The 14,722-nt window shown below is 39.7% G+C and carries 12 protein-coding genes; 6 read left to right on the top strand and 6 right to left on the bottom strand.

Features of this window, described 5'->3' with window-relative positions; genetic code table 11:
- Positions 1-9: 9 nt before the first annotated feature.
- The gene (locus J4N25_RS27240) at positions 10-159 is read right to left on the bottom strand and encodes a FeoB-associated Cys-rich membrane protein (RefSeq protein WP_207421989.1); all 150 of its coding nucleotides are present in this window, start codon (positions 157-159) and stop codon (positions 10-12) included.
- 115 nt (positions 160-274) lie between these two features.
- Here J4N25_RS27240 and typA point away from each other — a divergent pair, with 115 nt between their 5' ends.
- Positions 275-2,083, top strand: a complete 1,809-nt coding sequence (typA, locus tag J4N25_RS09675; RefSeq protein ID WP_207421988.1) for a translational GTPase TypA — start codon at positions 275-277, stop codon at positions 2,081-2,083.
- Between the two features lie 49 nt (positions 2,084-2,132).
- Here the strand turns inward: typA and J4N25_RS09670 are convergent, their stop codons facing one another.
- Positions 2,133-3,623: a lipopolysaccharide biosynthesis protein gene (locus tag J4N25_RS09670; protein WP_207421987.1), complete on the bottom strand. Its 1,491-nt coding sequence runs from the start codon at positions 3,621-3,623 to the stop codon at positions 2,133-2,135.
- Positions 3,624-3,675: 52 nt separating this feature from the next.
- Here J4N25_RS09670 and J4N25_RS09665 point away from each other — a divergent pair, with 52 nt between their 5' ends.
- Genes J4N25_RS09665 through J4N25_RS27130 form a run of 4 tightly spaced genes read left to right on the top strand, consistent with a single transcriptional unit; the run spans position 3,676 to position 8,349 of the window.
- Entirely contained in the window at positions 3,676-4,683 is a 1,008-nt protein-coding gene (locus tag J4N25_RS09665) for a glycosyltransferase (RefSeq protein WP_207421986.1), read from the top strand.
- 1 nt (position 4,684) lies between these two features.
- A complete protein-coding gene (locus J4N25_RS09660) occupies positions 4,685-5,407 on the top strand; it encodes a class I SAM-dependent methyltransferase (RefSeq protein WP_207421985.1) in 723 nt (240 codons plus the stop codon).
- 11 nt (positions 5,408-5,418) lie between these two features.
- Positions 5,419-6,315 carry a glycosyltransferase gene (locus J4N25_RS09655; RefSeq protein WP_207421984.1) on the top strand — a complete coding sequence of 299 codons (897 nt, stop codon included), beginning with the start codon at positions 5,419-5,421 and terminating at the stop codon, positions 6,313-6,315.
- 12 nt (positions 6,316-6,327) lie between these two features.
- Positions 6,328-8,349 (top strand): glycosyltransferase, encoded by a 2,022-nt coding sequence (locus J4N25_RS27130; RefSeq protein ID WP_369410846.1) that lies wholly within the window; start codon positions 6,328-6,330, stop codon positions 8,347-8,349.
- A gap of 65 nt (positions 8,350-8,414) precedes the next feature.
- On the opposite strand, the gene J4N25_RS09640 is transcribed toward J4N25_RS27130, so the two are convergent.
- The 4 genes from J4N25_RS09640 to uvrB all read right to left on the bottom strand — a co-directional run bounded on the left by J4N25_RS09640 (position 8,415) and on the right by uvrB (position 13,786).
- Entirely contained in the window at positions 8,415-10,874 is a 2,460-nt protein-coding gene (locus J4N25_RS09640) for a YfhO family protein (RefSeq protein ID WP_207421983.1), read from the bottom strand.
- A 203-nt stretch (positions 10,875-11,077) separates the two neighbouring features.
- Entirely contained in the window at positions 11,078-11,341 is a 264-nt protein-coding gene (locus J4N25_RS09635; RefSeq protein WP_207421982.1) for a DUF4834 family protein, read from the bottom strand.
- Between the two features lie 112 nt (positions 11,342-11,453).
- Complete coding sequence (locus tag J4N25_RS09630) at positions 11,454-11,654, bottom strand: YwbE family protein (protein WP_207421981.1); 201 nt, start codon at positions 11,652-11,654, stop codon at positions 11,454-11,456.
- An 86-nt stretch (positions 11,655-11,740) separates the two neighbouring features.
- A complete protein-coding gene (gene uvrB / locus J4N25_RS09625; protein WP_207421980.1) occupies positions 11,741-13,786 on the bottom strand; it encodes an excinuclease ABC subunit UvrB in 2,046 nt (681 codons plus the stop codon).
- A 243-nt stretch (positions 13,787-14,029) separates the two neighbouring features.
- Here uvrB and upp point away from each other — a divergent pair, with 243 nt between their 5' ends.
- On the top strand, positions 14,030-14,674 hold the full coding sequence (gene upp, locus J4N25_RS09620) for a uracil phosphoribosyltransferase (protein WP_242695845.1): 645 nt from the start codon (positions 14,030-14,032) through the stop codon (positions 14,672-14,674).
- The last annotated feature ends 48 nt before the right edge of the window (positions 14,675-14,722 follow it).

Raw genomic sequence — 14,722 nt, 5'->3', positions numbered from 1 at the left:
GCCCTTACTTTATTTCTTCTCTATATTAGAAAAATCTATCCCACACTTGCAACTAGTCCCACAACCGCCTTGGGGCTTAGCATTTCTGTAAATAATTCTTCCTATATAGAATAAAGCAATAAGAAATAAAGCGACAACCAATAGTTCCTGAACTCCCATATTGCAAAGTTAAACTTTTGTTAATGCCTGATTGTCATTAGTTTTCAAGTTTACAATTACAAGGAAATACAAAATTAAAACGCTACCTTTGCGCAAATTTTGAGAAGCATTTTTCATGCAGAATATTAGAAACATTGCGATTATCGCACACGTTGACCACGGTAAAACTACTCTGGTTGATAAGATTTTACACTCATGTGCAATTTTTAGGGACAATCAGGAGACTGGCGAATTGATCCTTGACAATAATGATTTGGAGCGCGAACGTGGTATTACCATCGTTTCAAAGAACGTGTCTGTAAAATATAAAGACGTTAAAATTAACATCATAGATACTCCGGGTCACGCGGACTTTGGTGGCGAGGTAGAGCGTGTATTGAAAATGGCGGACGGTGTATTGTTGCTTTGCGACGCATTTGAAGGTGCAATGCCTCAAACGCGATTCGTAACGCAGAAAGCCTTATCTCTTGGTTTGAAGCCTATCGTGGTGGTGAACAAAGTAGATAAAGAAAACTGTCGTCCGGAAGAAGTTTACGAGCAAATCTTTGAACTGTTCTTTAACCTGGATGCAACGGAAGAGCAATTGGACTTCCCGGTGGTTTACGGATCATCAAAGCAAGGTTGGATGAACACAGATTGGAAAACTCCAACTGATAATATCTTCCCTCTGATGGATGCAATCCTGGCAAATATTCCGCCAGCTCCGGTCTTTGAAGGAACACTTCAAATGCAGATAACCTCTTTGGACTATTCTTCATTTGTGGGTCGTATTGCCATCGGTCGTGTTGCACGGGGAGTGGTCAAAGAAAATCAACCAGTTTCTTTGGTCAAAAGAGACGGAAAGATTGTAAAAAGCCGTATCAAAGAACTTTATACATTCGAAGGATTAGGAAAAGTAAGAGTTCAGGAAGTTGGTTCGGGGGATATTTGTGCTGTTGTAGGAATTGAAGGATTTGACATCGGTGATACAATTGCTGATTTCGAAAATCCAGAGCAATTAGAAGTTATCAAAATCGATGAGCCAACAATGAACATGTTGTTCACGATCAATAACTCGCCATTCTTTGGTAAAGAGGGTAAATTTGTTACTTCACAACGTTTACGTGAGCGTTTGTACAAAGAAACTGAGAAGAACCTTGCATTGAAGGTGGTTGAAACAGAATCTCCGGATGCATATCTGGTATACGGAAGAGGTATCCTGCATTTATCAGTTCTTATTGAAACTATGCGTCGTGAAGGATATGAGTTACAAGTAGGACAGCCACAGGTAATCGTTAAAGAAATTGACGGGGTAAAATGTGAGCCTGTTGAGACTTTAATTGTTGACGTACCGGGAGATGTTGCAGGTAAGGTAATTGAGCTTGTTACTCAACGTAAAGGTGAATTACTGATCATGGAACCAAAAGGAGATCTTCAGCATCTTGAATTTGAGATTCCATCACGTGGTATTATCGGACTAAGAAATAATGTTCTTACAGCAACTGCTGGAGAGGCTATTATGGCTCACCGTTTTAAGGCTTACGAACCATGGAAAGGTCCAATTCCGGGAAGATTGAACGGAGTACTTGTATCGATGGAAAAAGGTTCTTCTACCGCTTACTCGATTGATAAATTACAAGACCGCGGTCGTTTCTTTGTTGATCCGGGAGCGGAGGTTTACGAAGGACAGATTCTTGGAGAGCATATCCGTGACAACGACCTAGTAATTAACATCGTAAAGGGCAAACAGTTAACAAACATGCGTGCCTCAGGAACGGATGATAACACTCGTATTGCACCAGCGATCAAATTCTCTTTAGAGGAAGCAATGGAGTATATCCAAGCTGACGAGTATATCGAGGTTACACCTCAAAGCATGCGACTACGTAAGATCTATTTAACAGAGAACGAGCGTAAGATCAATGCTAAGAGATTTGCTCAGTAAGAATCCACAAAATACTTTTTAGAAGATAGGTCAAGCTGCAAAGTTTGACCTATTTTTTTTGCATGTAACGAAGAACCTTTGCTATTAGACTATCTGCAATGCTATTTATATCTTCAGATACGCGGGCAAAATAAACCCCAACAGCATACAAGAGGGATACCGCAGCTGTTTTAAGCATGGAATCAAAGTAAGGATTAGCTAGGTCTGGAATTAACAGGCAAATACTATATACTACTGCTCCTATGAAAAAAATTAAAGGAAAAACCTTTGTGTAAGGTTGCATCCCGAAGGCTTTATAAATAAATATCAGCCGGAATAAATTAAAAACGAAATAGGTACCCGCTACAGCCATTGCCGCACCGGTAATGCCAAAAGGAGGTATTAAAAGTAAGTTAAGTAGTATAGTAACTCCCACAAGTACCAGATAAAATAGCGAGTCGTACTTGAAATATTTCGAAGTGGCTAGAATCACTCCATTTATTCCAGTGGCCGAATCAATAACACTAGCCAGACCTATAAAAAACACTACGTATTTTCCGGCCCCATATTCGCTTGGAAGGACTTTGAAAATATTATCAACGTTGATCCAAATGAGGGTGAAAATAAAAACAGCAGCGATAGTTTGATTCGAACAGCTTTTCCTGTAAATCATCCGAATATTAGTCAAATCATTACTCTTCCAGGACTCTGATACAACTGTATAGGCTATGCTGTATAAGGAACGGGCAGGCAAGGTGATAACTGTACCAAAATATAATGCGATAGAATATATTCCGGTACTATCTAATCCGAACTTACCGTTGATCATGAACTTATCAATGTTCTCAACTATTAGTGGCGCGGACCCTGTCAGGATAGCGAAAAGGCTTATCGAAACTAGCTTGTTTCTCAGGTCACGGTCAATAAACTGGAAATCAGGCTTTAAAACTAACTGATTCCTTTTATATAGTTTTAGAGCTAGTAAAGCCGTTGGTATAAGGTTAGCAAGTAACCAAAGGGGCATAAAAACATGAAACTCAACAAACTTAAATGCCATGAATAATACAGCAAAAAGGATAAAAACCCTTTTAGCAAATTCTCTTAATACTCTTCCAGACACCGTATCGTACAATCGCTGAGCGTAAAGGTCAAAGACGTTAAAATATAAGGTAAAGAGAGTTAAGGGAATAAGATACCAATAATACTCCTTAAAGATGCCCGAATCCTGCGCCTCCTGATTTATGATCTCATCCTTAAGTATGATAGCAACGAATGTAAATATCAGAAAACCAATAAAACCAACCAGACAAAATAAGAAAAGATACCCATGATGATTACTTTTCTCATCTCTGAAATGAGGAAAATAACGAGTTGTTCCATTGAAGCCGAGAATTGCAAATTGAGCAAACATAAGCGACGTTGAAGTCAAGATACTTGTGAGTCCTACTTCTTCTGGCGATAAAACCCAGGGCTGCAGTATACTTGTTGTGAAAAAACCTATGAAAATGCCCAGATACGAATAAAACGTACCCTTAACAGTTTGCTGTTGAATAATACCCATTCAATAATTGAAAATCCTCGCCTTCAAAGTTTTATTTTATTTTTGGCGAAACATGGCAAAGATAGAATATAAAGTTTGCGTGGTGACTGTAACTTATGGTGACAGATGGAAATTTCTCAAACAAGTTCTGAAGAGGGTTTTAGAATTTAAGGTAGTTTCCGACATTATTGTAGTGGACAACGCCTCTTTATATCCAGTTGCCGAACAAATTAAAGAACTAGGGTCGGATAGAATAGTTACCATAACGCAGAAAGAGAATTTGGGATCGGCAGGGGGGTATAAAACAGGGCTCGAGTACGCCAGCTCTCTCGATTGTGATTTTGTTTTCCTCCTTGATGACGATAATTTGCCTGGGGATACTTGTCTGGAGAACCTGCTGGAGAAAAGACAATCGAACGAAAATATCGATAAGAATGATGCAGTATACTGCTTGCGTGAAGACCGCCAGAACCATGTAGCAATAGCTAAGGGAGAAGATCCATATCGCTTTTATTTAACCTCAGACAATTTTCTTGGCTTCAACGTCTTTAGGATCCCTTACAACCAGTACAAAAAGTTTTGCGATAGGAAGAAGAAGAAATTAAAAGGATCAGAAATGCCGCAGGAGGCTGTTAAAATTCCTTATGTTCCTTACGGGGGGCTTCTACTTCCAAAATCACTGTTGCTAAAGATTGGACTGCCAGACGAACGATATCACTTGTACGTTGATGATACTGAGTATACCTACAGGATTACGAGGAAGAGTAGTTCCATATGGCTGATTCCGTCTTGCAAAATTACAGATATTGATAGATCAGTTGGGATTGGCTATAAAGGAGCTTGGTACCGGTCTCCGTTGTTAGACCTTTATTCTTTTAGGACCTACTACCATGTTAGAAATATGATTTATTTTAATAAGCGATTCGCATTGAAAAATAAAATCGTCTATAGTATTAACAAGCAATTATATTTGAGCGCACTAGCGTTTTCGAGTATTCTGACGGGGAAAAGGGATGAATATAAGAGTATATTAGTAGCAGTTAGAGATGGGAGTACTGGACAATTAGGAAAAAAAATTTAAAATGAGCGATATAAAGAGATATGATATAATCCAAGCCTTTCTGGATAAGATTAAACAAAAAAAAGGTAAAGTTAACTATGTAGAAATAGGCGTCCAGACTGGCTTTTGCTTCTTTAAAATTAAAGCTGATAAAAAGGTAGCCGTTGATCCTAACTTTATTATCAAACCAACTAAAAAGATCAAAGCCTATCTAAATAACTTCTCGAATTTCAATAACGTTTTCTTTGAGTTAACCAGTGATGACTTCTTTGAAAAGAAAGCAGATTATCTAAGGCAAATTGGTGGCATTGATGTAATATTTGTCGACGGCTTGCATATGCACGAGCAAGTAGTAGTTGACGTAGAAAATTCACTGAAATTTTTGAACGACGGTGGGGTAATATTGATGCACGATTGCAATCCAGCATCTTTTGCCGCTTCAGTTCGGGGTTATTCCCCAATGGAAATCAGAAAGAACCCTCCTCCGGGCTGGACCGGCGAATGGAATGGTGATACCTGGAAAGCTTTGGTAGAGTTAAGATCGAGGAGAAAGGATTTGGAGATAGCTGTATTTGATTGTGACTATGGAATTGGGTACGTAGTCCCAGGTAAACCTGAGAATGCTTTGAACTTTACCATGGATGAAGTGAAAGCCTTGACCTATGAGAATTTAGAACAAAACCGTCAGCAATACCTTAACCTCAAAGAAGCTAAGAAGTACAAAGATTACGTCTCTGCTTTATAAGTTAAACCCTGATGATGTCTTTTGCCCCGATAGCCCTTTTCGTCTATAACAGACCTGATCATACCAGAAGGACGATTAAATTCCTTCAGCAGAATTTCCTGTCTGATGAGTCAAGACTTTTCGTGTTTTCGGATGCTGCAAAGCCAGGAGATGAGTTTAAGGTAACTGAAGTAAGGGAAATGCTAAGAGGAATTCAGGGTTTCAAATCTATCGAGATCATTGAGCGAGAAAGGAACTTCGGCCTTGCTGATTCAATTATTGACGGGGTAACAAGGCTAACCGAAGAATATGGAAGAGTAATTGTCTTTGAAGATGACCTCTTATCTTCTCCCTATACTTTGCAGTACTTCAACGAGGCTTTGCAAAAGTATGAACATGAAGAAAAGGTTATGCATGTTTGCGCCTATATGTATCCCTTAAAGAACGCCTCAATACTGCAGGAAACTTTTTTTTATCGCGCTGCCGGCAGTTGGGGTTGGGCAACATGGAAAAGAGCCTGGAAACATTTCGAACCCGACATTGATAAGATTATCAAGCAGTTTGATGAAAAGAAGATCAATGATTTCTCTATTGACCGCAGCATGAACTTCTGGAAACAAGTAAACGAGTTTAAACATGGCAAAAATAACTCCTGGGCAATCCGCTGGTATGCGTCCATCTTTCTTAATAATGGTCTTTGTTTGAACCCCGCCCATTCACTTATTGATAACATAGGGCACGATGGGACTGGAGTGCACTCCGGAAGGAACTCAATGTATGCTGTAAATATTAGCACTAAGCCTGTTAAGTACTTTCCTGAGAAGGTTGAAGAAAATCGGGAAGCTTACTTAGAAATACGAGAGTTTCTTAAACATCGCAAGGGAAATCTGTGGCAAAGGTTAGTTAGATTTGCCAGGGAAAAGTTTTAATCCTTCCAGTTGATGAAAATAGTTCACCTTAATACTTACGATGGAAATGGTGGAGCCGGAAGGGCTTGTTTAAGGTTAAATAAAGCACTAAACGAGCAGCAGGAAGTATCCTCAGAGGTTTGGGTTGGGTTTAAATTTGGGAGAGACCCTGATATTCAGGCATTCAGACATGGATCCATGGCAAAGGCCTTTGCTGCATTTGGTATCCTGCTTGAACGATTTGTTTCCTCTGCTTATACAAAAAAACTAAAAATCCCATTTTCCATTCCCATTTGGGGTACTGATCTTACAACACATCCGGCTTTGCTAAATGCTGACGTAATCCACCTTCACTGGGTTAATCATGCGTTCTTACGCCCGAAGGACTTGGAAAGGCTTGGGAAATTGAATAAACCTATTGTTTGGACATTTCACGATAGTAATGCTTTTACCGGAGGCTGCCATGTTCGGTATTCATGCGATCACTTTGAAAATGAATGCGGCAATTGTCCAATTTTAAAAACTTCAGCTACTAACGATCAATCTCATAAGATCTGGAAAGCAAAGGAGAAGGCTTATTCCACTTTGAATTTTGCAATAATAGCTCCGAGCTTATGGATGCAAGCATCTGTAAAACGAAGCAAACTTTTGCAAAGCCGACAAATACAAGTTATTCCAAATACCTTAGAAACAGAGGTATTTAAGGCTTATGATAAAGCCCATGCTAGAAAGCATCTTAATTTACCATCTGGCAAGTTTATTATGCTTAGCGGATTTATGCCGTCTCGTAAGGATCTTCATAAAGGAACACCTTATTTGCTAGAAGCGCTGGAAATTCTTATAAAGAACAAAACCTGTGGGCCCGAAGATGTGGAATTGATCGTATTTGGTAATCGTGACGAGAAGAACGTTCCTGCATTTCCGGTAAATACCACTTTTCTTGGCACTATCTCTAATGATGACAAGCTGGCTATTTGCTATAGTGCAGCAGACGTCTTCTTAACTCCATCCTTAGAGGATAATCTGCCAAATACGGTGATGGAAAGCCTTTCTTGCGGAACGCCCGTTGTCGCATTTACCACTGGTGGGATCCCTGATATGGTTAAACATCAATTGAATGGGTACCTGGCTGAGTATAAGTCGTCTGAAGATTTTGCTAAAGGTATTGAATGGGTCTATCAGCACCATAATAAAGAGAGTCTGAACGAGAGGGCCCGATTAACGGTGGAGGAAAACTTTTCAGAAGGAGTTATCGCAAAAAGCCATTTAAAGTTATATAAACAAATCCTGGGATTAGACATACCCTTCAAACCTATACTTTCGGTGATTACCGTTGTTTATAACAATGTGAGAGACATTGAGCGGACTATCCTTTCAGTTATTAGTCAGAGCTATTCTAACATAGAGTATATTATTGTTGACGGGGGCTCGACCGATGGAACCATTAATATTATTAATAGATACAGAGATAAAATAACAACTTTTATCTCAGAAAGCGATAATGGCATTTATGATGCCATGAATAAAGGGCTAAGTGTGGCGACAGGTGACTATGTCTTATTCATGAACTCCGGAGATGAACTATATGATGTTAATACGGTAGAGGAAGTGTTCTCCTCATCGCCTAACGCAGATATCTACTACGGGGAAACTGAAATGTTTGATGAATCATGGACAAGTTTGGGACAACGCCGGCACCAGACCCCTAACTATTTAACACTTAAAAGTTTTAAATACGGGATGAGTGTAAGCCATCAGGCTATTTATATCAAACGTTCCATTGCTTCAAGGTATGATACCTCCTATCAGCTTAGTTCAGATATAGATTGGATTTTAAACGCCCTTAGTAAAGCAAAGAAAGTAATAAACACAAAGAGATATGTTGCGAAGTACCTTGTAGGCGGTATGTCGAAGAAAAAACACAGACAGAGCCTTTTGGAAAGATTTCATATTTTCTCCAGGTATTACGGCCTTTTTCCAAATCTGCTTAACCATCTTGTTATTGCAAAAAATCTCCTGGTTTACTTTGTTAAAAACAAGAGGACAAACGATTGACCTACTACAATCAACAAAAAAGGGTAACCGAATGATTACCCTTATGCTAATAACTTTAAGCTAAACTAAGCTACCTCTTTCTTTTTTCTACCTTCTTTAAATCCTACCGCCCCTAAGCCAACTATCAGTAATATAGAAGCAGCTAACGATATGTTTTCCCCCGTATAATAGGAGGCCGGTTCAAACTTGAATTCAAGTTTATGATTACCTCCGGGTAGCTGGGCACCTCTTAGTATATAATTGGCTCTAAAGTAAGGGATCTTTGTACCATCGACATAAGCATTCCAGCCCTTTGTATACCATATTTCAGCGAAAACAGCAATAACATCATTAGGGGCAGTATATTCGTAAGTGAGATGATCAGGATGGTAGCTGGTTAACGAAATTGAAGCATTAGTAGTAGTGCCCAATTTCTTTTCATTTATCAAAGGCTTAAACTCCTCGCTAACGATAGCTTCCTTCCTCGGATCAAAGCTATTAATGGCAGTCATTTCCTGATCGGCATCTTTCACGTAAAGAACATTAGTGATAAACCAAGCGTTTCCGCAAGCACTGGCCCGATTAACCATTTTCTGAGACTGACCATCAGGACCAGTTGTGATCACATACTTAGTATTGAGCATATCCAGTACATCTTCATTAATTGCGTTATTAAACTGCTTTAAGATGACCTCCTGGTAGCGTTTTAATTTTGCAGCATGGTAACCTCCAACTGATTTATGAAAATAGGAAGTGTACGCGCTTGAGAATGGATCTGGTGTTGTTAGATCGAGAACTCGGTAATCCAATGTCTGATCCCTTGCTATCAGTTGATCCACTTCCCTCGGCTGAAATACCATATCCTGTTTTTCCACGAACTTATCGTTATTAAGATATCTCTTATCTACAGCCCAAAGGTCTACAAGAACGAGTGCTGACAATAAAATAAACGAAAGCTCGACCTTGATTTTCCTCTGAATTAATGCCCAAACTAGTCCAGCGGCAATAGCAACAAATACTAGCGATCTGATAGCATCCATTCTCGCCAGGCTTTCTCTATCAGAGATCAAAGCATTAGCAACGATATTTGCTATACCCTGGTCTCCAAACGCCTGCGTAAGTTGATCAACAAACGACTGATGAGTAGAGGTTTTGAAGCTTAGGAGTAAGCTCGGTATAACGATAATTATCAGTAAAACTCCTCCCGTGATGTATGAAGCAATCTTAAGATTCTTAAGTAAGTCTTTGGAATCGATTTTCCCCTCACTTAGATCACGAACTGCCAAAACAGCTAATATTGGAAATAATAAACCTGTAACAGCTAAGATAGATTCAACCGCTCTAAACTTATTGTAAAGCGGGAAATAGTGGAAAAACAGGTCTGAGACAAGTGGGAAGTTTTTGCCAAAAGACAAGAAAAGAGTTAACACCACTGCTCCTAAAACCCACCATTTTATTCTGTCCCTAACTATTAACAGCCCCAGTATAAATAAAAAACATATGGTTGCGCCGAAATAAAAGGGACCGGCAGTATAGCTTTTTTCTCCCCAATAAGTAGGCATCTGTTTCGCAATTCCAGCAGCTTGGTCAACTGGAACTCCTTTCCCTATAAGGGCCTTTGCAACCTCTGAATTTTCATCCAGGTTCCCTACTGAAGAACCTCCGTAGGCGTTAGGAACCAAAAATGTAATATTCTCCCCCACTCCCTGACTCCAGGCATAAGCATAATCCTTGTCTAATCCGTTGGATGGTTTATCACCTTCTGTTTTCAGGTTAGATTTACCTCTTATTGATTCTTGTCCATATTCGTAGGTTGTCCAAAGAAGGCTTGTATTTACAGCCACACCAATAATCACAGCGATTGCCAGAGACCCGACAGATTTGGCAAAAAGTGGGAGCGTTTTACTTTTAAAGGCGTGGTAAATCTCGATTCCAACAAGGATAAGCAACGCAATAAACAGATAATAAGACATCTGAATATGGTTACTTCTAATCTCCATGGCCATAAAAAACGAAGTTAAGGACCCGCCAAGAAGATAATGGCCCCTCAATGTTAAAATGATACTTGCAACAAGAGGTGCGAAAAATGCGATAGCCAACGCCTGGTTGGCATGTCCGGCTTCAATGATTGCAAAATTGTAAGAAGAGAAAGCGAAAGCAATTGCTCCAGCTGCAGCCAGCCAGGGCTTAGCCCTTAACACGCAGAATAGAAAATACGCGCCTACGAGATAGAGAAGAACTGTATCTATAGGACTAGGAAAAATAGCTTTGAGAGAGGAAATAACATAAGTAGTTACGTTCTTCGGAAACCTCATCCAAATTTGGTAGGCTGGCATTCCCCCAAACATAGAATTAGTCCAGAGAGGTGCTGTACCGTCTTTCTCACGAAAATCCATAATTTCCTTCTGCATCCCTTTTGCCTGAAGTACGTCGTGCTGATTAAGCACTTTACCTTGTATAGCAGGAAGGAAATAAACGAAACAAATTAATATAAACAGTCCGATAATGGCCAGATGAATACCATTTCTTTTAAACCAGGTCGTCATTATTCAAAAATTGTTGGATACCAAAAATAGAAAAAAGGATAGATGTACAATGGAATATTTTAGTAGCAAAGCAAATAAACGAAAGTCATTAACGAATTAGCTTAGGGTTATCTACTAGTTTATTGAATACTATTTAAAAATCAACAAAGGTAAATGCAATAAAAAAGGCCCTTAACTTAATTAAGAGCCCTCTTAAAATAACTTTATTTTATCTCCTCGAAATCAATAAAGTCTCCGGCTTTATCTGCAGCCCTGGCTTCCTTATCTTTCGGAGGGACATAATCAACTGATATCTTCCCTATCGGTTTTTGTTGCTGGTAATTCTGTTGTCTATGGTATTGAGACTGGACATTTTCCTGCGCTTTGTTTACCACTTTTTGAAATAGTATCGGTAAAAGCAGTTTGATAATCTGCTTTATAAGCCACATTACCAAGATGGATATAAATAAAAACTTAATTACTGCCATTTTTTAACGTATGCAAGTTTGACTATAAAATAGCTCAGAAGTTTCTGAAGTTATTTTAACGTTGCAATTCTATGATAATTATTTTTTATCAGCAAGATCGAGGCCAATCTCTTTACTCCTCTTCGACAATTTCTGCCACCCTGCCCACTTGCCCATCCTCTAATCTTACTTTGATGCCCCTTGAATGAAATGCAGAGCTAGTTAGTAAATCCTTTACAATTCCCCGGGTTAATTTCCCGCTCCTTTGGTCCTTCTTTAGTATAATATCGACTTCCAAACCCGGATAGATATCTTTTCTATTTTGTCCGTTCATTATTATTTATGATTACACCAATTATTGATGATTACACTGATTGAAATATGATTACACCGATTATTGATGATTACACTGATAAATTGTTAAAGTGCTTTTTTGGAAAACTTCTCCTCCATCATCTTTTCCAGAGCAAACATTTCGTCCCTTAACTTTGCGGCCAAAAGGAAATCCATATCTTTTGCCGCAGCCATCATCTCCTTCTTCGTCTTGTCGATCGCTTTCTGCAACTCAGGCTTGCTCATGTACTGAATTATAGGATCGGCTGCTATAGATTCCATGGTATCTGCACTATCGACATAAGCCTTTTGCACTCCACCCTTAAAATCGACGACCGATGTTTGTTCGATTATAGCCTCACGAGATTTACCAACGGTTCGAGGTGTTATTCCGTGTTCCTCATTATATTTCATCTGTTTCTCGCGCCTTCGGTTTGTTTCCTCGATTGTAATTCGCATACTTTCAGTGATAGAATCAGCGTACATAATTACCCGGCCCCGGTCATTACGGGCTGCACGGCCTATAGTTTGAATCAAAGAACGTTCAGAACGTAGGAAGCCCTCCTTATCTGCATCAAGAATTGCGACCAGTGATACTTCCGGTAAATCCAAGCCTTCTCGCAATAGGTTAATCCCAACCAGAACATCAAATTCCCCTAAACGTAAGCCCCTAAGTATCTCCACCCTTTCAAGTGTTTTAACTTCAGAGTGGATATACCTAACGCGAATACCCAGGCGATCCATATACTTTGTTAGCTCCTCAGCCATTCGTTTGGTGAGCGTTGTTACTAAAATTCGATCTCCTTGCTTAACTGTTAGCTCAACTTCCTCCAGCAAGTCATCTACCTGATTAATTACAGGCCTTACCTCAATTGGAGGATCTAGCAGTCCGGTGGGTCGAATTACCTGCTCTACCACGACCCCTCCTGTTTGTTGCAGTTCGTAGTCCCCGGGAGTTGCGCTTACATAAATAGTTTGAGGTGCAAGTCTTTCAAACTCCTCGAAATTAAGAGGCCTGTTATCTAAAGCCGCAGGCAACCTGAATCCATAATCCACAAGAGACATCTTCCGTGATCTGTCGCCCCCGTACATAGCCCGGATCTGAGGAACTGTAACATGGCTTTCATCTATAACCATCAAATAATCTTCCGGGAAATAATCCAGTAAGCAGAATGGCCGCATTCCGGGTTGCCTACCATCAAAAAATCTCGAATAATTTTCAATACCACTGCAATAACCCAATTCGCGTATCATTTCAAGATCGTAATTAACCCTCTCTTCCAATCGCTTAGCTTCCAAAAAGCGCTGCTCCTGCACGAATTGTTGCTTTCGAACTTCTAATTCTTCCTGAATAGCCCAGACCGACTGATTGAAGCGATCTTTCGGCGTCACGAAAAGGTTAGCTGGATAAATGGCCATATGCGACATCTTCTCCAGAGTCTTGCCTGTGGAAGGATCAATAGTCATCATCTCTTCTATGTCATCACCGAAGAAACAAACCCTGTAAGCAAAATCCATGTAAGGTGGATAAATATCCACCGTGTCTCCTTTTACTCTGAACGTACCCCTTCGAAAGTCTGCTGAAGTTCGAGAATATAAAATCTCTACAAGACGATGTAGGAACGCGTTCCTACTGATCCTGGTGCCAACTGCTATCTTGAACACAGAATTTGAGAAATCCTCCGGATTTCCCATACCATATATACAAGAGATGGACGATACAACAATGATATCGCGCCTGCCTGACATCAGCGAAGATGTTGTTCTTAATCGCAGCTTCTCGATCTCTTCATTGATCTGAAGATCCTTCTCTATATAGGTGTTTGTAGTGGATATATAGGCTTCGGGTTGGTAGTAATCATAGTAGGAAACAAAATAATTGACTGAATTCTCCGGAAAGAACTGCTTAAACTCGCCATATAACTGCGCGGCCAGCGTTTTATTATGACTTAAAATCAAAGTTGGTTTTTGAGTCTGCTGAATTACATTAGCCACGGTAAATGTTTTTCCTGACCCCGTTACTCCTAAAAGCGTTTGATAGTGCTCTTCGCTTTTCACTCCCTCAACCAGTTGCCTTATTGCCTCTGGCTGGTCTCCGGTTGGTTTGTAATCAGATATAAGTTTGAAATCCATGCAATATCAAAGATAAGCATTATAAGAAATTTGAAAGGTAATTAAAAAGGGACCAACTTGTGGCCCCCCGATAAACCTTATTTAACAATCATGAAAGCCTAGCTTTCGTGGTATGAACGTCAGGCATTAATAATAAGTTTCTGAAAAAAAATAATTGCTTAACTTCATAATTATTTCACCCTAAGCTCTCACTTTTGGAAAAGATATCTGTTCCTACAACAGGAAGTCCCTAATTTATATATCATGTTTGTACTAAGTAACACCTCTTCGATAGGAAATAATTTTATTGCCGAGCTACGGGATGCCAGTATTCAGGTTGACAGTATGAGATTTCGACGAAACCTGGAACGTATCGGTGAGATCTTTGCATATGAGATAAGCAAAACCCTTAGTTATATTGATACCGAATTTGAAACACCATTAGGAACAGCTATGGTATCTATTATTCAGGAGCAACCGGTCCTGGCAACTATCTTAAGAGCGGGCTTACCCTTGCATCAGGGACTACTGAATTTTTTTGATAAAGCCGACTCTGCCTTTATCGCAGCTTATCGCCAGGAAACGAAGGCAGGAGACTTTACAATTAACAAAGAATACGTTTCAAGCCCCGATTTGAGTGAAAGAGTCCTGATTATATCAGATCCTATGCTTGCGACTGGCCAGAGTATGGTACTAAGCTGTAAGGAATTATTACAACAATATGCTATTAAAGAGCTCCATATTGTTTCAGTTATTGCAAGTACAGAAGGAGTAACTCATGTACGGGCAAACTTACCTCAGGCAAGACTATGGCTTGGGGCGATTGATGATGAGATGACAACGAAAGCATATATAGTTCCTGGATTAGGAGACGCGGGCGACCTGGCCTACGGACAGAAAGACGGATAACATATTTTTTGCCCTTTTGCGTTGTAAATCTTTCAGATATTTGGACCA

The sequence above is a fragment of the Desertivirga brevis genome (genome assembly GCF_017355835.1).
Note: the sequence above shows the minus strand (reverse complement) of the source record. Positions and strands in the feature narration are given on the sequence as shown.